Source organism: Comamonas sp. JNW (assembly GCF_003105075.1).
Lineage (GTDB): Bacteria > Pseudomonadota > Gammaproteobacteria > Burkholderiales > Burkholderiaceae_C > Comamonas > Comamonas squillarum.
This window is the reverse complement of sequence record NZ_QETI01000003.1, coordinates 25576-45052: the sequence shown is the minus strand read 5'-3', so window position 1 is coordinate 45052 and position 19477 is coordinate 25576. Positions and strand designations below refer to the sequence as shown.

Sequence of the window (19477 nt, the reverse complement as noted above, 5' to 3'; positions counted from 1 at the left end):
TCCCTGCGTGGCCAGCTCACCGCTTCTTTACCGTGCCATCCGCTGCAAGCTCTCCTCTCTGCCTGGGCCTGGCAGGCCCCACCGCCTCCGGCAAGACCGGCGCTGCCATTGCGCTGGCGCAGCAACTGGGCGCGGCGCGGCCCGTCGAGATCATCAGCGTGGACTCGGCCCTCATCTACCGGGGCATGGACATTGGCTCGGCCAAGCCCAGCGTGCAGGAGCAGGCCGGCATTGCCCACCACCTGCTCGATATCCGCGACCCGCTGGACGCCTACAGCGCGGCCGAGTTTGTGCGCGATGCGCTGGCGCTGGTCGCGCAAATCCATGCGAGGGGCGGCATCAGCTTGCTGGTGGGCGGCACCATGCTGTACTTCAAGGCGCTGATGGATGGCATGGACGATATGCCCGCCGCCGACCCGGCAGTTCGCGCCCAGCTTGATGCCGAAGCCGCCCTCCATGGCTGGCCCCATATGCATGGGCTGCTGGCGCAGGTTGACCCGGTGACCGCGCAGCGCCTCGCGCCGGGCGACAGCCAGCGGGTGCAGCGCGCGCTGGAGGTCTGGCGCATCAGCGGCCAGCCGCTGTCGCACTTCCATGCGCAGCAAAAGCGGCCGTCGCCACTGCTGCAGCTGGCGCCCAGTTTTCAGCTCTTCAGTTTGGAGCCCAGCGACCGCGCCTGGCTGCATGCGCGCATTGCGCTGCGCTACGACCAGATGCTGGCCCAGGGATTCTTGGCCGAGGTGCAGCAGCTGCGCGCGCGCGGCGATCTGCAGCTGAATCTGCCATCGATGCGCTGCGTGGGCTACCGCCAGATGTGGGAGATGCTCGACCGCTGCGCAGAGCGAGGCATTGCCGTGCACACCGAGCGCGACGTGCCGCCCGCATTGTGGGCCGAGATGCGCGAGCAAGGCATTGCCGCCACGCGCCAGCTGGCCAAGCGCCAGATCACCTGGCTGCGCAGCATGCCCGCCCGCCAAGCGATTGCCTGCGATGCGCCGGGTGCGCTGGACCAATGGCTGCGCGCCGCCAGCGCCCGGCTCGCCGCTGCTGGCGCCTAAACGCGGGCCCACACCATGCCCACCCAACCGCAAGAAACACGGCCGCCTGCGGGCAGCCGCATCGCCGAGCGCCTAGCCGGCGCGCATTTTCAGGATGCCTGGTGCATCCACACCGCGCAGACCGGCGAGCCGGCGCTGGCCTATTTTCTGGCCGCAGTCGCGCGCACGCCGCGCTGGATTGAGTGGTGCATGCAGGCCCGCAACCGGGTTGGACAGCTGGTAGGGCTCAAGAACCTGGGCACCCTCTCCCAGATCGACCCGCAGCGGCCCGCCAGCGCCTACCAGCCTGGCGAGCGCGTGGGCGTTTTTACGGTGTTAGAGAACAGCGCAGGTGAAGCACTGATCGGCGACAGCGACAAGCATTTGAACGTGGTGCTCAGCGTCCACCGCGCGCCTGTGGCGGGCCGCCAGGACCAGGTCGCCATCACCATCACGACGGTGGTGCATGTCCACAACCTGCTCGGCCACTTGTATATGCTGCCGGTGGCGCCGATGCACCGGCGCATTGCACCTGCGGTGCTAGCCGCCTTGGGCCAGGCACAACCTGCAGCGGCCTAAGCGTTCGCAGCGGCGTTCGCAGGATCCGCACGCATCCAGTCGCAGGTCGCCCGCCAAAACAGCAGCGCGCTGCCGCTGACCACCGCACCCAGCGCACACACGCCGAGCCACCCCGCATAGGCATAGACGCTGGTGGCGCTGATGGCGCCCAGGCCGCTGCCTACTGCATAGAACAGCATGTAGACGGCGACCACGCGGCTGTGCGCATCGCTGCTGCGCGCAAAGATCAGGCCCTGGTTGCTGACATGCAAGGCCTGGCCCCCCAGATCCAGTAGCACAATGCCCAACACCAAGGCTGTGATCGCCCAGCGCGGATCGGGCAGCCCGCCCAAACCGGCCAAGGGCAGCCAGGCCAGCAGCAAGGCCAGCAAGGCCCACATTGATGCGCGCTGCGCCTGGCCCCTGTCCACCCAGCGCCCTGCTAGCGTCGCTGCCAACGCGCCGGCGGCACCTACCAGGCCAAACAGGCCAATGGCAGTGTGCGAAAAACCAAAAGGCGCTGCGCGCAGCGGCAGCACCAGGCTGCTCCAGAAAATGCTGAACGCGGCAAACATCAGCAAGGCCAGCACCCCGCGCACCTGCAGGACCCGGTCGCGCCGCAGCAGGCTGCCCATCGACGCCACCAGTTGTCTATAGCCCAGGGTGGATGGCCGATGCGCCAGCACTGGCAACCACCACCACAGTGGCAGCGCCATCGCCAGCATCAGCGCCGCCGATGCCATATAGACGCTGCGCCAGCCCCAGGCATCGCCCACGGCCCCGGCCAGTACCCGCGCCAGCAGCAGGCCGATAAAAACTCCGCTTTGCGCGCCCCCCACCACCCGGCCCTGGGCATCGGGCGGCGCTGCACTGGCGGCGTAGGCGATCAGGCCCTGGGTCATCGCGGTGCCCAGCAAGCCCACCGCCAGCATCGCCCCCATCAACAGCGGCGCAGAAGGCGCGATGGCCACGGCCAGCAACGCCATCACCAGGGCCAGCAATTGCCAGGCCATCAAGGGGCGCCGGTTGACCCGGTCGCCCAAGGGCACCAGCAGCAGCAAGGCGAGGGCCGATCCCAGCTGCGTGGCGGTGATCACGCCACCGACCGCAGCCAGCGGTATGCCCAGGTCCAGCGCCACCGCATCCAACAAGGGCTGGGCGTAGTACACATTGGCCACGCTGGCGCCAGCGGCCACGGCGAACAGCCCCACCAGGCCTGATGGCACGACAGGATGCTGGACGTGCCGGCCCGGGGTATCAACACAGGAATAGGAAGTCATCGAGTCATCACAATCTAGTTTTAATTTAAAACCAGATGAATTCTAGGCATTCCAGTTTTAAAATGCAACTCAAATGAAAACTTGGAGGATACCGCATGACCCAGCCTGAGCCCTGCCCCGTTGCGCGAGCGCTCGATACCATTGGCGACCGCTGGTCGCTCTTGATCGTGCGGGATGCCTTTGACGGCGTGCAGCGCTTCGGCGATTTGCAGCGCAACCTGGGCATGGCGCGCAATATCCTGAGCGACCGCTTGCGCAAGTTGGTGGACGCGGGCGTGCTGCAGACGCAGCCCGCATCCGACGGCAGTGCCTACCAGGAATATGCGCTGACGGCCAAGGGCCTGGGCCTGTTCCCGGTGGTGGTGGCGCTCAGGCAATGGGGCGAGGACCAGCTGTTCGCGCCGGGCGAGGCGCATTCGAGTTTGGTGGAAAAAGCCAGCGGCAAACCCGTGGCGCGCATGCAGCCGCAAACCGCCGATGGCCAGGTGCTGGCGCCCAGCGCCGCCATGGTGCGCAAGCTGGGCTAGCCGCTTATTAGCAAGACAGGCCAGGGCCTTACTTGCCGACCAGGTCGCTCAGCTTCTGGGCTTCAAATTCTGTCTCTCGCTGCGCATCGCAAGGCACGCAATCGCCCAGCTTGCTTTGCAGCGACAGCTTCTCGATGGCAGCCCAGAGCATGGTGATCTGCTGCTCATGGCCGGCCGCGCTGTCGATGATGCCGCGCATGGCCTTGGACAGAGGATCGTCTTCCTGCGTCACGCCGTAGGCGGCAAACTTCTGCTCAGGCTGGGCCTCGGTCACATCGGCGCTGGCGCCTTGGCGCGAGGCAATGATGCGCGCGGGGATGCCCACGGCGGTGGCACCCGCAGGCACCGGCTTGATGACCACGGCATTGCTGCCGATCTTGGCGCCGTCGCCCACCTCAAAGCCGCCCAGCACCTTGGCACCCGCAGCCACCACCACGTTCTTGCCCAAGGTGGGATGGCGTTTGGCGCCCTTGTAGAGCGTGGTGCCGCCCAGGGTGACGCCGTGGTAGATGGTGCAGCCGTCGCCGACAACCGCGGTCTCGCCAATCACGACACCCATGCCGTGATCAATAAAGACATTGCGGCCAATCTGCGCGCCGGGGTGGATCTCGATGCCGGTCAGCCAGCGGGCCATGTGCGAGATGAAACGGCCCGTCCATTTGAATCCATGGCTCCAGCACCAGTGCGCAGGACGCTGCATCCAGATCGCATGCAGACCGGGATAACAGGTGATGACCTCCCAACGGCTGCGGGCAGCAGGATCGCGGTCGAGGATGCACTGAATATCGGAGCGCAGGCGGTCAAGCATGGAAACAATGGTTATATAAGTATTCGAGGGCCCGCCAGTCTAGCGTTTTGTGGCCTCGGCCGTGCGCAGCATGGCCTTGGCAACACCTCTGAGGATATGGATTTCCTCCTGGGTCAGTTGCGCGCGGTTGAACATCTGGTTGAGCCGGGGCATCAGCTTCTTGGGCGCATCCAGGTCCAGAAAGCCGATCTCGGCCAGCGCCTGCTGCCAGTGCGCCAGCATGCCCGCCACCTGCTGCGCATCGGCCCGCTCGCCCCGCGCCGCCACATCGCTCACGCCATAGCCGCCCAGTGCCTGGCGCCAGTCATAGGCCACCACCTGCACGGCCGAGGCCAAGTTGAGCGAGCCAAAATCCGGATTGGTCGGAATCGACAGCGCCACATGGCAGCGGTACACATCCTCATTGGCCATGCCATAGCGCTCGCAGCCAAACAAAAAGGCCACGCCACTCTCGCCGCTGGGGTTGGCGGCTGCGGCGTCGCTGGCTGCGGGGGTGGTCTCTTCATCCAGCGGACCCGGCCCGGCCTGGGCGGCCAGCGCGCCTTGCAGCAGCAGCGCAAAGTGCTCGCGCGGAGTGCGCGCGGGCGGGCCAAAGTCACGCGGGGTCATCGCGGTGGCGCACAGGTGGCTCATGCCATCGAGCGCTTCCTCCACGGTGGCCACAATGCGGCAGTTGGCCAGCACATCCAGTGCGCCGCTGGCGCGCTGGATGGTTTCTTCCTTGCGCAGCACATTGCTCCAGCGCGGGCGCACCAGTACCAGGTCATCGAAACCCATGGTCTTGATGGCGCGGGCGGCGGCGCCCACATTGCCGGCGTGGCTGGTTTCGATCAGAACAAAACGGGTTTTCATAGACAGGTCGAGCAAAAATGGACATGCACCAGCGAAAAAAATCGACCGCAGGTACAATCTAGCCCCTATTGTCGCTGCCGCATCGCCGGCCGCGGTCTACTTGCCGCTCTTGCCCCAGCGTTTCGCAGCGTTTTTGCTGCCCCACTTACGCCCACACAATTTATGTCGTCCTCCTCCCTGCACCCCATGCTCAACATGGCCATCAAGGCCGCTCGCGCTGCTGGCGCCATCATCAACCGTGCCGCGCTTGACGTGGAATCGGTGCGGGTATCGACCAAACAGGTGAACGACTTTGTGACTGAAGTGGACCAGGCCTCCGAGCAAGCGATCATCGAGACCTTGCTGACCGCCTACCCGGACCACGGCATCCTCGCCGAAGAATCGGGCAACGAATACGGCAACCCCCGCTCCAACCACATCTGGATCATCGATCCGCTGGACGGCACCACCAACTTCATCCACGGCTTCCCCGTCTACTGCGTCAGCATCGCGCTGGCCGTGAACGGCCGCGTCGAGCAAGCCGTGGTGTACGACCCCACCCGCAACGACCTGTTCACCGCAACCCGTGGCCGTGGCGCCTTCCTGAACGAGCGCCGCATCCGCGTGTCCAAGCGCACCCAGCTGCGCGACACACTGATCACCACCGGCTTCCCCTTCCGTCCGGGCGACAACTTCAAGCAGTACATGGCCATGCTCGGCGATGTGATGCAGCGCACCAGCGGCGTGCGCCGCCCCGGCGCAGCGGCGCTGGACCTGGCCTATGTGGCCGCCGGCTTCAGCGATGGTTTCTTTGAAACGGGCCTGAGCATCTGGGACGTGGCAGCGGGCTCGCTGCTGGTGACCGAGGCCGGTGGCCTGGTCGGCAACTTCACCGGTGAAGCCGACTTCCTGGAGCAGCGCGAAGTGCTGGCCGGCACGCCCCGCATCTACGGCCAGTTGGTGCCCATCCTCGCCAAGTACAGCAAGTTTGCCAGCGCAGGCGACAAGGCTGCCGTGCGCCAGGCGCTGAACGACGACGGCGCCGAGCCCGCTGCGGACACCCCGGCCGAGCCCGACGCCGAGCAAGCCGAGTAAATTTCCGCACTCTCCTACGACAAAGCCCACAGGCCAGGCCTGTGGGCTTTGTCGTAGGGCGATCAGAAAACCGCCTCTGTCTGTCAGTTGCCAAACACGATCTGCGCAACCACACCAGACGCAATGGCCACCAGCAGGTAGTCACCGCCATTCTGGATCCAGTGGTAGCCGCGCGGAGGCGAGCTCAGGCGGTGTCCGCGCCAGTCATTGACCACATAGCCATGCGCCCGGTACTGGGGCGGCACGCGCGAGCCCTTGACCCAGCGGTGGTCCGGCCCCGCACCGCGGTGGTTGCGCGCATCGGGCCGGTGCGCATCATGGCGGCGATCGGGCTGCGCACGACCCCGGTCATCATGGCGGTGCACCTCCTGCGGCGGGCGCGGTTGCGCTTGCACGCCGACTGCTCCAGCCCCCATCGTAGCCACCAGTGCAGCGGCGGCGATACGGCTCATCCATGTTGTCGTTGCGTTTGTCATTGAGGACCTCCTATCCTTGTAGAGCACAAGGCAGAACCGCCTTGCTTGCAACCCATGATGGCGCAAGCCTGAGGGCAAGGTGGTAGGAATCGGGCAGCTTTACCGAGATTTTCGAGGCGGTGCGATGGGCTTTACATTCGCATCGGGGTGTTAAATCTCTTCAAAGATAGCGGCGCTTGCCGCTGCGGCGCCCACCCGCGCCGAGAACTCCTTGCATGGCAGATCTGCCAGATATTTCCATGCGCTGCATGCGAGTGACCGCCAACTTTATTCGCCAATTGCGTTAATATGCTCACCCCGCCCAGGCCAATCGCCCCCCAGCCAGCCTTGTATGATGCGCATAGCGGCCAGACGCACACAGGCGCAGCCACCCTGCCCCCTGATGCACCGCCGGTGGTGCCCGCCTTTATGGGCCCGGTGCCAACCCCATCACCCATGCCATGCCAAGTTGGATGCATACCAACCCATACCAATAGATGAGTTCAAACCCAATGGAAAATCCAACGCTGACAAAAGCCGATTTTTCATCGCATACGCCCATGATGCAGCAATACCATGCTGCCAAAGTTGACCACCCCAACACCTTGCTGTTCTACCGCATGGGGGATTTTTACGAGTTGTTTTATGGCGATGCCGAGAAGGCCGCGCAGCTGCTCAATATCACCTTGACCCAGCGCGGCCAGTCGGCCGGCCAGCCGATTCCGATGGCGGGCGTGCCCTTCCATGCGCTGGAGAACTACCTGGGGCGCTTGCTCAAGCTCGGCGAATCGGTGGCGATTTGCGAGCAGGTGGGCGAAGTGGGGGCCAGCAAGGGCCCCGTCGAGCGCAAGGTGGTGCGCGTGGTCACGCCCGGCACGGTGACCGACAGCGAGCTGATGAGCGACAAGGCCGAGGCCATGCTGCTGGTGGTGCACCAGGCCCAGCGCGCCCGCTGTGGCCTGGCGTGGCTCAGCGTCACCCAGGGCAAGATTTTTCTGGCCGAGTGCACGCATGAAGAGCTGCCCGCCTGGATTGCGCGCATTGCGCCCAGCGAAGTGGCCTACAGCGCCGGTGCCTCGCAGCGCTTTGAGCAATCGCTCTACCAGCTGCGCAGCAGCGGCGTGCTGACCTGCCCGCTGGCGCTGCGCCCCGACTGGCAGTTTGACGAGAAGCTGGGCGAGCGCAAGCTGCTCGAGCAACTGGGCGCGGCCAGCCTGCAGGCCTGGAATGCGCAGACCTTGTATGCTGCCCATGCGGCCGCTGGCGCGCTGCTGACCTATGCCGAGCACACCCAGGGCCGCAACCTGCCTCATGTGCAGACCATCCATGTGGTGCGCGACGATGCACTGATCGACCTGCCTGCGACCACCCGCCGCAATCTGGAGCTGGTCAAGACCTTGCGCGGCGAGGACGGCCCGACCTTGTTCTCGCTGATCGATACCTGCCAGACCGGCATGGGCAGCCGCTTGCTCAAGAGCTGGTTGCTCGAACCCAGCCGCGACCGCAGCGATGCGCGTGCGCGCCTGGGCGCCATCGCCGTGCTGCGCGGCGACAGCGACACGCTGTCGGCAGCGCCGTGGCAGATTCTGCGCACCGAGCTCAAGGGTGTCTCCGATGTGGAGCGCATCACCGCCCGCATCGCCCTGCGCCAGGTGCGCCCGCGCGAGTTGGTAGCGCTGGGTTTGACCTTGCAAAAGGCCCAGCAGCTGGCGCGCAATGCCGCTGCGCCCGCGCCACTGCTGGGCGAGATTTTTGAAGCGCTGCAGCCGCCCTTGGAGGCGATGGAGTTGCTGATCCGTGCGATCGATCCCGAGCCCGCAGCGCTGGTGCGCGACGGCGGCGTGATTGCAAACGGTTTTGATACCGAGCTGGATGAGCTGCGCGCGATCCAGACGAATTGCGATGCCTTTTTGCTGGACCTGGAGACGCGCGAAAAAGCGCGCACCGGCATCAGCAACCTGCGCGTGCAGTTCAACAAGGTGCATGGCTTCTATATCGAGGTCACCAGCAGCCACAAGGACAAGGTGCCCGACGACTACCGCCGCCGCCAGACCTTGAAGAACGCCGAGCGCTTTATCACGCCCGAGCTCAAGACCTTCGAAGACAAGGCGCTGTCGGCCCAGGAACGCGCCTTGCAGCGCGAGAAATGGTTGTACGAGCAGGTGCTCGACCAGTTGCAGCCGCATGTCAGCGCCCTCACGCGTGTGGGCCAGGCGATTGCCTCGCTCGATGCGCTGTGTGCGCTCGCCGAGCGCTCATTGACCCTGAACTGGTGCGCGCCGCAGTTTGTGCCCGAGCCCTGCATCGACATCGATGCCGGCCGCCACCCGGTCGTGGAAGCGCGCCTGGCCGAAACCTCCAACGCTTCCTTCATCGCCAACAACACGCGGCTGTCGAGCCTGCAGCGCCTGCAGATCATCACCGGCCCCAATATGGGCGGTAAATCGACCTATATGCGCCAGGTGGCGCTGATTGCGCTGCTCGCCAGCATGGGCAGCTATGTGCCCGCCACGCGCTGCCTGCTCGGGCCCATCGACGCGATCCACACCCGCATCGGCGCGGCCGATGACCTGGCCAATGCCCAGTCCACCTTCATGCTGGAGATGACCGAGGCCGCGCAGATCCTGCACAGCGCCACCCCCAACAGCCTGGTGTTGATGGACGAGATCGGCCGGGGCACCAGCACCTTTGATGGCCTGGCGCTGGCCAGCGGCATTGCCACGCATCTGCATGACAAGACCAAGGCCCTGGCCTTGTTCGCCACCCATTACTTTGAGCTGACCGAGCTGCCGGCCAAGGCCAAACATGCGATCAACATGCATGTGGCCGCGACCGAAGCGGGCAGCGACATCGTGTTTTTGCATGAACTGCAACCGGGCCCGGCCAGCCGCAGCTATGGCGTGCAGGTGGCCAAGCTCGCGGGCATGCCCGCGCCCGTGCTCAGCCATGCCCGCCATGCACTGGCCGCGCTGGAAGCGCGCCAGCAGGCGGGCGACTCCCAGGTGGACCTGTTTGCCCAGCCGGCCTCGGCCGAGACCCCCACTCCCAGCGCCGTCGAGGCGCAATTGCGCGAGCTGCAACCCGATACGTTGACACCGCGCGACGCCCTCGATCTACTGTATTCACTCAAGCGACTCGCTGACAAGTCATGACCTATTGTGTAGCCATCAAGCTGAACGCCGGCCTGGTGTTCCTCTCCGACTCCCGCACCAATGCGGGCCTGGACCATATCAGCACCTTCCGCAAGATGATGGTGTATGAGAAGCGCGGCGAGCGCTTCATGGTGCTGCTGTCTGCCGGCAATCTGTCGATCTCGCAATCGGTGCGCGAGATATTGCAGACCCAGCAGCTCGAAGACGAGAACGGCGGCCCGCCCATCACCATCTGGAACGCCAAGAGCATGTTCGATGCCACCCGCGTGCTGGGCGCTGCCGTGCGCCATATCCAGGAGCGCGATGGCAAGGCGCTCGAGCGCGCTGGCGTCGACTTCAACTGCAGCCTGGTGTTTGGCGGCCAGATCGCTGGCGAGAGCCCGCGCCTCTTTCAGGTCTACTCGGCCGGCAACTTCATCGAGGCCACGGCCGAGACCCCCTACTTCCAGATTGGCGAGGCCAAGTATGGCAAGCCCGTTCTCGACCGCGTGCTGACGCCCAAGACCCCCCTCAATGAAGCGGCCAAATGCGCGCTCGTCTCCATGGACAGCACGCTCAAATCCAACCTGTCGGTGGGCCTGCCGCTGGACCTGGTAGTCTACGAAACCGACCAGCTCGCCTGCGACAACATCGCCTGCATCGACGAGTTCAACCAGTACTTCCGCATGGTGCGCAACACCTGGGGTGACAAGCTGCGCCAGGCCTTTGACAGCATCGACGACCCGCACTGGGACAGCGGTGATACGGCCGCATCGATCCAGCCGGACAACAGCGCCATCCGGCCGGTCAAAAAAATCACCAATTCAAATGTGATGCTCTAAAGCGGTAGTTGGTGCGGAGTGCGCCAGCCTGCGCACAAACTATCAGCCATGCACCAGATTGGGGTTTTGCGCCAGCTGCTGGGCAATCGCACGGCAGGTGCGCAGCAGCGGCTGGATATAGGCGGCCTGCACATCTTCGCGCTGGCGGAACAGCAAGGTGCTGACGCTGATGGCGGCCACGGGGCTGCCGTCCGGCCCCAGCACCGCAGCGCCAAAGCAGTAAATGCCCTCTTCATTTTCTTGCGCATCGGTGGACCAGCCGCGTTGGCGCACTGCGTCCACCTGCTGCTGCAGCGCCTGCGCATCGCCCACCGTCTGCGCCGTCAGCGGCGCATAGCTCAGCTCTGCCATCAGCGCACTGGCATCGCCGGGAGGCAGCGCGGCCAGGTAGGCCTTGCCCACGGCGGTGGAGTACAGGTTCACGCTGGTGCCAATGCGCGATGACATCTGCACGGCGCTGTCGCTCTCGAGCTTTTCGATATAGACCATGCTGTGGCCCGAGGGCACGGCAAAATGGATGGTCTCCTGCGTGGCATCGCGCAGATCACGCAACGCCTGGGTCGCTGCCATGCGCAGGCCCGAGCGGCTCCAGCTGCGGCTGGCCAGTTGCACCAGGCGCGGGCCCAGGGTCCAGCAGCGCGTGCTCCCCACTTCCACCAGCATGCGCTCGGCCTGCAGCGCCGCCACAATGCGGTGCACCGTCGGGCGCGGAAAACCCGTTGCCTTGGCCATCTCGGCAATGCCCAGCGGCTCGCTGCCATCTGCCACCAGCTGCAGCACGCGCATGAACTTGGAAAACGCTGCCGTGCCGGCAACACTGCTTTCAGAAGACGAAGTAGCCATGCGCCGTAGCATACCCCAGCGCAAGAGGGTTCAGGGTCGCCAGCTGCATGCACTGCGCGCTCTCCTGCCATTCGACGCATACAGAGGCCAAAGCATTCTTCTTTTCCATAGGAATGCGGTTCCATCCCTTCAACGGTGATGCCTTCCGAATGATCACTATGGAAAATCCATAGCCAGCATCGCGGCAGACCGCTACCATGGCGCATCCCCCACGACACCGCTTCCCGCCCGCCATGCGCTTTGACCTGCAAGACCTGCGCCTTTTTGTCCATACGCTGGAGTCCGGCACCATCACCCAGGGGGCAGAGCGCTGCCATATCACCCTGGCATCGGCCAGCGAGCGCATTCGCGGCATGGAGACGGTGCTGGGCGCGCCCTTGCTCCACCGCAGCAAGCGCGGGGTCACAGCGACCGAGGCGGGGGCCGTGCTGCTGCCCCATGCCCGCCGCATGCTGCTGCAGATGGAGCAGCTCGCCGGCGACATGCAGGCCTTTGGCCAGGGCCTGGGCACGCGCATTGAGCTGCTGGCCAACACCTCAGCGATCAGCGAGCACCTGATTGCGCCGCTGGGCGCGTTTATGCAAGCCAACCCGCAGCTGCGCCTGGAGCTGCGCGAATGCACCAGCGATGCGATTGCGCGCGCGCTGATGGCCGGTGAGGCGGATATGGGCGTGCTCTCCAACGCCGTACCTGCGGGCAGCCTGCACACCCAGGTCTGGCGCGATGACCCGCTGGTGCTGCTGGGCACGACGCGCCTCTTGGCCGCCCTGCCCCAGGATGTGCAACTGCACCACCTCAAGGACATTGCGCTCCTGGGCCTGCTGCCCCAGCATGCGCTGCACCAGCTGATGGCCGCGCAGGCACTGCAGGCGGGCGTGGCGCTGCGCTACCGCGCGCTGGCCCCGCACCTCGAAGCCCTGTGCGACTGGGTCGCGATGGGCCTGGGCGCTGCGCTGGTGCCGCGCACCGCTGCCGAATGCGCCACTCTGCGCTGGCCCCAGGCCCGGCTGCGCCTGCGGCCGCTGAGCGCCGACTGGGCCGCACGCCAGCTGGTGCTGGCCTGCCGCGACCCCGCCCAGCTGCCGCCCCAGGCGCTGCAGCTATGGACCTTTCTGCAGGAAGCGGCCCACTAGGCATTGCAGCGAGCGCCATCCACGGCCCGCATAGCCGACGGCCTGCCCGGCCTTTGTCCCCGGCGGGCCCATCTTGTGCAACACTTGCGCGCTTATGTTTTCCCGCCTCTCTGTTTACTTGGCGCCAGCGCTGCTGTGCGCCGCCGCCCCTGCCCTGGCTGCAGGCTTTGATGACTGCCCGCAGTTCTTCTCGGGCAAGCCGCCCAGCACCAGTGCCTACGGCCAATTGCGTCCTTTGTGTTTTGAAGAGTTTGCCGTGCTGCATTCGGGCCAGACCAAGACGCCGATCTTTGTGGCCCAGCGCCTGAACGCCCGCATGCTGGACCAGGCCAAGGACTTGAAGCGCAGCGACAAGTTCTACGAAGAAGCCCGTCTGCCCGCGCGCGAACGCGCCCAGCTGTCGGACTACCGGCGCTCGGGCCTCAGCCGTGGCCATATGGCTGCGGCCGGTGACATGAGCACCAAGTACGGCAAGGCCCAAAGCTATTCGCTGGCGAATATGGTGCCACAGGACCCGACCCAGAACGGCAAGCCCTGGTCGCAGATCGAGCAGGACACGCGCCGCTATATCCGCCGCGCCAAGGGCGATGTCTTTGTCATCACCGGCCCGGTTTTTGGCAAGCAGCACCGCACCATCGGAGACGGCCAGGTCTGGGTGCCCGATGCCGTGTTCAAGATGGTCTACGACCCAGCGACCGGCCAGCGCTGGGTGCATCTGCAGGACAACCAGCCATCGACCAAGGCGGGCAAGCCCCTCAGCTACGCGGAGTTTGTGCAGCGCACGGGCATTCGCCTGCTGGACTGAGCACAGTCCCTGGCTCAGAAAAAAGGCCCATGCTGCAATGCGCAGACATGGGCCTTCGCGGGTGAATGGTGCGGCTCAGTGGTCGTTGGCCGCATCCAAAAACGCCGTGCCTTCGCTCAGCGGCGCAAAGCGGTAGGACGCGGGCGTGCGGCTGAGTTTGACCGGGGCGCCCAGGCCGGTGTAGTCGCCCATCTTCACAACCATCTCGCGGTGCGCGGTGTGCGGCGCTTGCAAGGCCTGCTCCACATTCAGCACCGGCGCGGCGGGCACGCCAATGGCCATCAGGTCTTGGGCCAGTTGCACGCCGTCGTGCGCGGCAAAGGCTTTTTCAAGCAGCGGCTTGAGCACATCACGGTTTATTGAGCGTTGGCCGGCGGTGGCAAAGCGCGTGTCATCGGCCAGGGCCTCCTGCCCCAGGTGCTGGCACATCAGGCGGAACTGGCGGTCATTGCCCACGGCCAGGAAAATAGGCGCCTTGCCGGTGTTCACCACATCGTAGGGGTAGATATTGGGGTGGGCATTGCCGGAGCGGCCGGGGATCTTGCCGTTCATGAACCAATTGGCGGCATGCGGGTGCAAGAGCGAGATGCCCGCGTCGTACAGCGAGGCATCGACCAGCTGGCCCAGGCCGCTGCGGCCGCGCTCATGCAGCGCCAGCAGTACACCGATCACCGCATTGAGGCCGGTGACCATGTCGACCACCGGCAGGCCCACACGCAGCGGGTCGCGGTCGGCCTCGCCGTTGATGCTCATCAGCCCGGCCATGGCCTGGATGGCCGCGTCATAACCGGGCAGGCTGCCCAGCGGGCCATCGGCGCCAAAGCCGGTGACGCGGCACCAGACCAGGTGCGGAAACTGCTGCTGCATCTGCTCGTAGCCAATGCCCCATTTCTCCATCGTGCCGGTCTTGAAGTTCTCGACCACCACATCGGCCTGCGCCATCAAAGCGCGCACCTGGGCCTGGCCTTCGGCACTCGCCAAGTCCATGAACTGCACGCGCTTGTTGCGGTTCAGACCCAGGTAGTACGAGGCCACGCCTTCGCGGAACGGCGGGCCCCAGCTGCGCGTATCGTCGCCTTGCGGCGGCTCGACCTTGAGCACATCGGCGCCATGGTCGCCCAGGATCTGGCCGCACAGCGGCCCGCCCAGAATGCGCGAGAGATCGAGCACCTTGATGCCCTGCAAAGCGCCTGCTTGGGCCGCCTGTGTTGTTGTCATGGTCCGTTTTTCCGTTTTCCGTTGGATCAGTCCAGCGTCACACCCGACTGCTGCACCACTGCCTGCCATTTGTCTACTTCAGTACCGATAAAGCGCCCCAGATAGGCGGGCGACCGGTCCGGTGATGCCTCCAGGCCCTGCGCGGCAAAGGCCTTTTTCACACTGTCCGAATCCAGCGCCTTGGAGAAGGCCTGGTTGAGCACCTGCACACGCTCGGGCGGCGTGCCCTTGGGGGCGACGACACCGAAGAAAACACCCACGTCATACCCGGCCATGCCCTGCTCGGCCACGGTGGGAATGTCGGGCAAGGCGCTGGAGCGGCGCGCGGTGGCTACGCCCAGCGGTTTGACCTTGCCTGCCTTGATATAGGGCATGGCCGTGAGGATATCGGTAAAGCTCATGTCGACCTGTCCCGCCAGCAAATCATTGAGCGCCGGGCCCGTGCCCTTGTAGGGAATGTGCTGCAGCTTGGTGCCCGCCAGGTTGTTGAACATGACCCCGGCCAGGTGCGACGAAGCGCCATTGCCCGATGACGCGAAATTGAGCTTGCCGGGCTGGGCCTTGTCCAGCGCGATCAGGCCCTGCACGTTGTCGGCTGGCAGGCTGGCCTTCACCACCAGGATATTGGGCAGGTAGCCCACATAGATGATGGGCGCGTAGCTGGTGCGCGGGTCGTAGCTGATCGACTTGTACAAGCTCTTGTTGATCGCCAGCGGCCCCGAGGTGCCGAACATGATGGTGTAGCCATCGGGCTTGGCGCGCGCCACATACTCGGCGCCGATATTGCCGCCTGCGCCCGCGCGGTTCTCCACCACTACGCTCTGGCCCAGCTCGCGCGTCAGCTCGGTCGCCAGAATGCGGGCCATCGCATCGGTGGGGCCGCCCGGTGGGAAGGGTACGGTGAACATGATCGGACGGTCGGGGAATTTGTCAGCGGCTTGCGCCGAGGCGATGCCCACGCCACCCAGCCCGGCCAGGCATGCGAGGGCGAGCGCCGCCGTGTTCAAGGAAAATTTTTGCATGTTTGTCTCCATGTATTGAGGGATGCAGGTCTGCTGCCTGCGTATTGATGGGGGTGTCTCTGCCGGTCTGCGTATCTGTTATTCAGTCCAGCCAATCGGCGGGAATGGCGTCGCTCGCCAACGGGTCGCGCGGCAACACGCGGTGCAGCAGCACCAGTTGCGACAGACGCAGGCGCTCGGCCGAGTCGATCTGGCCGGCTTCCCAGGCCATCGCAATGGCGGTGGTGCAGTTGTACAGACCGGTGGCAGCCTGGCGGGCCAGCACCGCGCCGCCGTCTTGCGCGGCACGCTCGGCCAGCGCGCTGGCGCGGGCCAGAGCGGCATCCAGCGTCTGGCGGTAGCCTGCGCTGATGCTGCAATGCGCCAGCAGGCCGTGCAGATAGGCCTGCAGCACCGGCAGCGAGCCTTCCCGCTGGATGGCGCGCACGACATCGAGCGCGACGATATTGCTGGTGCCTTCCCAGATGGAGCCCAGGTGGGCATCGCGCACCAGGCGCGGGTCCGTCCATTCCTCGATATAGCCGCAGCCGCCGCGCACTTCCATCGCGTCACCGGTCACCTTGCGCGCATCGCGGCAGGCGCGGAACTTGATCATCGGCGTCAGGATGCGCAGCAGCGCATAGGCCTCCTTGTCGCCCGCGTCCGAGCGCATCAGGGTCTGCGCGGTCTGGAACACCATGGAGCGCGCCTGCTCGGCGGGCACGCGCAGCTTGTCGAGCTGGCGCTGCATCAGCGGCATGTCCTGCAGGCGCTTGCCAAAGGCCACGCGCTCGCTGGCGACAAACTCGGCCTCGGCGACCGCGCGGCGCATCATGCCGGCCGAGCGCACACCATTGGACAGGCGCGAGTTGTTGACCATGTCGGCCATCTGCACAAAGCCCCGGCCCTGCTCGCCGATCAGGTAGGCCGTGGCGCCTTCCATGCGGATCTCGCCGCTGGCCATCGACTTGGTGCCCAGCTTGTCCTTGAGGCGAATGATGCGGTAGTGGTTCTGGCTGCCGTCATCGAGCTTGCGCGGCAGCAAAAAGAGCGAGATGCCCTTCATGCCAGCGGGCGCGCCTTCGACACGGGCCAGCACCATCGCAAACTCGGCATCAGGGTTGGAGCAGAACCATTTGTCACCCGTCACGCGCCAGCTGCCATCGGCCTGCGGTTGGGCCAGGGTCTGGGTGTTGGAGATGTCGGAGCCGGCGGCCTGCTCGGTCATGAACATGGCGCCCTGGGCCTGGCTGTCCCAGTCCAGCGACAGCAGCTGCGGCAGGTACTTGGCGACCAGCTCCGGCGCGCCGAACTTCTTCAAGGTGCGCGTGAGCGAATCGGTCATCGACAAGGGGCAGCACAGGCCAAACTCGGACTGCACAAAGAGATAGGTCAGCGCATATTTGACGATGGGCGGCATCTTGCCCTGCCAGCCCAGCATGTCGTCGCGGTGCGAGATCGCCTGCAGGCCGAACTCGCCATAGGCAATGCGTTCGAGCTCTTCATAGGCCGGGTGCTTGATGATGCGCTGGCGGTCTTCCCCGGCGCGGCTGCGGTGCTCCAGCGTGGGCGGGTTCTTGTCGGCAATGCTGGCCAGCTCATCGATGCGGCCGCCTGCGAGCTCGCCCATGCGCTGCAGATAGGGCTGCAGATGGGCCAGCAGATCGGCGGGCAGGTAGAGCTGCAAGAGCTGCTGCAAAGCCGGGTCGGTGCTGTAGAAATTGCTGCCGTGGCGATCGGGCACGGGGTGGGCATGGGCTTGCGCCACCTGCGCCATGGCGCTGCGCTGGGATGGGTCCGGTGCGGACATGCGGGTCTCCTGATGGCGGGCTGGCGGCGATGCTCTGCCGGCTCGCATGGTTAGGCGTGTTTTGTGCGCGGGTTCGCGCTCGGGTCGCGAGGTTTTGCGCCATTTCAGCAGCCAGCGCTATTCGCGTCAAATATTATTAAAATCTTTATCGATACGTATTAAATATAGATAGGAGCCCCCATGGAGCTGCGGCTGCTGAACTACTTTGCAACGCTGGCCGAAGAGCTGCACTTCAGCCGGGCGGCCCAGCGCCTGTCCATCTCGCAGCCGCCGCTGTCGGTCGCCATCCGCCAGCTGGAAGAAGAAATTGGCGCTGCGCTGTTTGAGCGCAGCAGCAAGGGCGTGCGCCTGACCGCTGCCGGCGCCCACCTGCTGCCACGCGCGCGCCAACTGTTGGCGCTGGCCGGGCAGGCGGCGCAGGAGACGCGCGATGTCGGCCAGGGCGTGCGCGGCCATCTGCGCCTGGGCTTTGTCGGCTCGGCGCTCTACCGGGGCGTGCCCCAGGCTTTGGCCCATTTTCAGAACGCGCATCCGCAGGTGCGCATCGACATGCGCGAGCTCAACAGCGCCGAGCAGCTGCTGGGCCTGCAGCAGGCCGAGCTGGACATGGGCCTGGTGCATTCGGTGATGCTGCCCGAAGGCCTGCGCAGCCAGCTGCTGATGCAAGAGCCCTTTGTGGCCTGCCTGCCGCGCCCGCATGCGCTGGCGGGCCATGCCGCGCTCGATCTGGCGCAGCTCAAGCACGAGCGCCTGGTGCTGTTCTCCAGCGCTGTCTCGCCGCTCTACCACCAGCGCATCTACCAGATGTGCATGGCCCATGGCTTTGCGCCCGAGGTGCGGCATGAGGTGCGGCACTGGCTGTCGGTGCTGTCGCTCGTGTCGCTGGGCCAGGGCGCGGCCATTGTGCCCGCCGCGCTGCAGCGCGTGGGCATGCCCGATGTGGTGTTCATCCCGCTCTTGGGCGAGCAGCCGCAGTCCGAGCTGCTGGCGGTCTGGCGCAGCCAGCCAGACAACCCGCTGGTGCACAAGCTGCTGCTCAGCCTGCAATCCGCCGTGCAGGCCGTGCAAGCCCCTGACCCAGGCGCCTGATCAACCCGTGTGGCCGCTCAGCACGGTGCGCAGCAGCAAATCATCGAGCGGCGCAAAGTCCACGCTCGGTGTCTGCGGCGCGGGGGCGGCTTCCAGCTGCGCCAAGGTCGTCTCGATAAAGTCATTGAGCACCGGCATCGCGGCACCATGCTCGGACTCCTTGGCCGCGCGCTTGACCACCAGCAGCGCCGCAATCGCGTCAAGCACGGCCGGGTCAGCGACCGTGCCATCGACCAGATCCTGAAAGCGCATCGGTGCCACGCCCCGGCCCTCGGCCAGCCACAGGCAGGCCAGCAGCGGGCGCAGCACATAGAGGTATTTCTTGAGCCGCACCGTCTCGCCCTGCAGGTACTCGCGGTAGTTTTTGCGCGCCATGTGCAGGTAGTGGTAGTGCGTGCGCTCGGGTAGGTGCACGCGCTCGATGGCGGCGCGCATGTCGGCCACAAACAGCGGATCGGCCTGGTAGACCACGGGAGAATCAAACCATTCGATCAAGGTGGCATTGCCCTTTTTGAGCAGGCCCAGCGCCTTGCGCAGCTCCCAGCCATTGACATCGAAGACATCGGAGATAGGCAGCTCGATCACATCGCGCTGCTCGCTCACGCTCAGGTACCAGGGCAGGCGCGGTGCATAGATAAAGCGCACATCGTAGTCACTGTCGGGCGATGCAAAGCCCCAGCCCCGGCTGCCGGACTCGCAGGCAAACAGAATGCGCACCTGGTGCTCGATCTCGATCTGCGCCAGCTTGGCTTCGATGTCGGCGCGCACTGCCGGGTCGATGGGGTGCACTTGCTCTTGCCAGGCTTCGGATGGGTTCACGCTCGCTCCCTTCAAAACCGTTGATCTTGCCAGAACCGGTGCGACCCAGCCCTGACCCGAGCCGCACTGGCTGCATAGGCAATGCGAATGCATCTGCTTACAGCCCGCATCCAGAGCGGTGCTACATGGGCATTTGGCTGCTTTCGCAACCAAGCGCACGCAGACACGCGATACTGCAGGCTTCGCAAACTCACC

The 19477-nt window shown here is 65.4% G+C and carries 18 protein-coding genes; 9 read left to right on the top strand and 9 right to left on the bottom strand.

Annotated elements, in window-relative coordinates:
• Positions 1 to 32: 32 nt before the first annotated feature.
• Both miaA and DCO45_RS05880 read left to right on the top strand, forming a co-directional pair.
• Positions 33 to 1058, top strand: coding sequence for a tRNA (adenosine(37)-N6)-dimethylallyltransferase MiaA (miaA, locus tag DCO45_RS05885; protein ID WP_116924974.1), 1026 nt, complete (start codon positions 33 to 35; stop codon positions 1056 to 1058).
• A gap of 15 nt (positions 1059 to 1073) precedes the next feature.
• Positions 1074 to 1616: a DUF2867 domain-containing protein gene (locus DCO45_RS05880; RefSeq protein WP_116924973.1), complete on the top strand. Its 543-nt coding sequence runs from the start codon at positions 1074 to 1076 to the stop codon at positions 1614 to 1616.
• Here DCO45_RS05880 and DCO45_RS05875 read toward each other — a convergent pair.
• Complete coding sequence (locus DCO45_RS05875; protein ID WP_243419259.1) at positions 1613 to 2821, bottom strand: MFS transporter; 1209 nt, start codon at positions 2819 to 2821, stop codon at positions 1613 to 1615. The two genes, DCO45_RS05880 and DCO45_RS05875, sit on opposite strands and share 4 nt — an antisense overlap.
• Before the next feature lie 149 nt (positions 2822 to 2970).
• Here DCO45_RS05875 and DCO45_RS05870 point away from each other — a divergent pair, with 149 nt between their 5' ends.
• Positions 2971 to 3402, top strand: a complete 432-nt coding sequence (locus DCO45_RS05870; protein WP_116924971.1) for a helix-turn-helix domain-containing protein — start codon at positions 2971 to 2973, stop codon at positions 3400 to 3402.
• Positions 3403 to 3430: 28 nt separating this feature from the next.
• On the opposite strand, the gene cysE is transcribed toward DCO45_RS05870, so the two are convergent.
• Entirely contained in the window at positions 3431 to 4210 is a 780-nt protein-coding gene (cysE, locus tag DCO45_RS05865; RefSeq protein WP_116924970.1) for a serine O-acetyltransferase, read from the bottom strand.
• A 39-nt stretch (positions 4211 to 4249) separates the two neighbouring features.
• Positions 4250 to 5062: an RNA methyltransferase gene (locus DCO45_RS05860; protein ID WP_116924969.1), complete on the bottom strand. Its 813-nt coding sequence runs from the start codon at positions 5060 to 5062 to the stop codon at positions 4250 to 4252.
• 162 nt (positions 5063 to 5224) lie between these two features.
• Between DCO45_RS05860 and DCO45_RS05855 the strand changes: the two genes are divergently transcribed.
• Positions 5225 to 6136, top strand: a complete 912-nt coding sequence (locus tag DCO45_RS05855) for an inositol monophosphatase family protein (RefSeq protein ID WP_116924968.1) — start codon at positions 5225 to 5227, stop codon at positions 6134 to 6136.
• Positions 6137 to 6219: 83 nt separating this feature from the next.
• Here the strand turns inward: DCO45_RS05855 and DCO45_RS05850 are convergent, their stop codons facing one another.
• Entirely contained in the window at positions 6220 to 6612 is a 393-nt protein-coding gene (locus tag DCO45_RS05850) for an RcnB family protein (protein ID WP_116924967.1), read from the bottom strand.
• Positions 6613 to 7151: 539 nt separating this feature from the next.
• Between DCO45_RS05850 and mutS the strand changes: the two genes are divergently transcribed.
• Together mutS and DCO45_RS05840 are read left to right on the top strand one after the other, a co-directional pair.
• Positions 7152 to 9743: a DNA mismatch repair protein MutS gene (gene mutS, locus DCO45_RS05845; protein WP_182345279.1), complete on the top strand. Its 2592-nt coding sequence runs from the start codon at positions 7152 to 7154 to the stop codon at positions 9741 to 9743.
• Complete coding sequence (locus DCO45_RS05840) at positions 9740 to 10564, top strand: proteasome-type protease (protein ID WP_116924966.1); 825 nt, start codon at positions 9740 to 9742, stop codon at positions 10562 to 10564. Before mutS ends, DCO45_RS05840 begins: the two co-directional genes overlap by 4 nt.
• A gap of 42 nt (positions 10565 to 10606) precedes the next feature.
• Here the strand turns inward: DCO45_RS05840 and DCO45_RS05835 are convergent, their stop codons facing one another.
• On the bottom strand, positions 10607 to 11407 hold the full coding sequence (locus DCO45_RS05835) for an IclR family transcriptional regulator (RefSeq protein ID WP_021027677.1): 801 nt from the start codon (positions 11405 to 11407) through the stop codon (positions 10607 to 10609).
• Between the two features lie 233 nt (positions 11408 to 11640).
• On the opposite strand from DCO45_RS05835, the gene DCO45_RS05830 reads away from it, so the two are divergent.
• Entirely contained in the window at positions 11641 to 12540 is a 900-nt protein-coding gene (locus DCO45_RS05830; RefSeq protein WP_165841126.1) for a LysR substrate-binding domain-containing protein, read from the top strand.
• A 94-nt stretch (positions 12541 to 12634) separates the two neighbouring features.
• The gene (locus DCO45_RS05825; protein WP_116924964.1) at positions 12635 to 13345 is read left to right on the top strand and encodes a DNA/RNA non-specific endonuclease; all 711 of its coding nucleotides are present in this window, start codon (positions 12635 to 12637) and stop codon (positions 13343 to 13345) included.
• A 75-nt stretch (positions 13346 to 13420) separates the two neighbouring features.
• Here DCO45_RS05825 and DCO45_RS05820 read toward each other — a convergent pair whose 3' ends face one another.
• The 3 genes from DCO45_RS05820 to DCO45_RS05810 form a co-directional block, all read right to left on the bottom strand.
• Entirely contained in the window at positions 13421 to 14563 is a 1143-nt protein-coding gene (locus DCO45_RS05820) for a CoA transferase (protein WP_116924963.1), read from the bottom strand.
• A 26-nt stretch (positions 14564 to 14589) separates the two neighbouring features.
• Positions 14590 to 15585 (bottom strand): tripartite tricarboxylate transporter substrate binding protein, encoded by a 996-nt coding sequence (locus DCO45_RS05815; protein WP_116924962.1) that lies wholly within the window; start codon positions 15583 to 15585, stop codon positions 14590 to 14592.
• Between the two features lie 82 nt (positions 15586 to 15667).
• Positions 15668 to 17374 carry an acyl-CoA dehydrogenase family protein gene (locus DCO45_RS05810; RefSeq protein WP_116924961.1) on the bottom strand — a complete coding sequence of 569 codons (1707 nt, stop codon included), beginning with the start codon at positions 17372 to 17374 and terminating at the stop codon, positions 15668 to 15670.
• A gap of 180 nt (positions 17375 to 17554) precedes the next feature.
• Between DCO45_RS05810 and DCO45_RS05805 the strand changes: the two genes are divergently transcribed.
• Entirely contained in the window at positions 17555 to 18463 is a 909-nt protein-coding gene (locus DCO45_RS05805) for a LysR family transcriptional regulator (RefSeq protein ID WP_116924960.1), read from the top strand.
• On the opposite strand, the gene DCO45_RS05800 is transcribed toward DCO45_RS05805, so the two are convergent.
• Positions 18464 to 19282, bottom strand: coding sequence for a nucleotidyltransferase domain-containing protein (locus tag DCO45_RS05800; RefSeq protein ID WP_243419258.1), 819 nt, complete (start codon positions 19280 to 19282; stop codon positions 18464 to 18466). It lies immediately after the preceding gene.
• Positions 19283 to 19477: the final 195 nt, after the last annotated feature.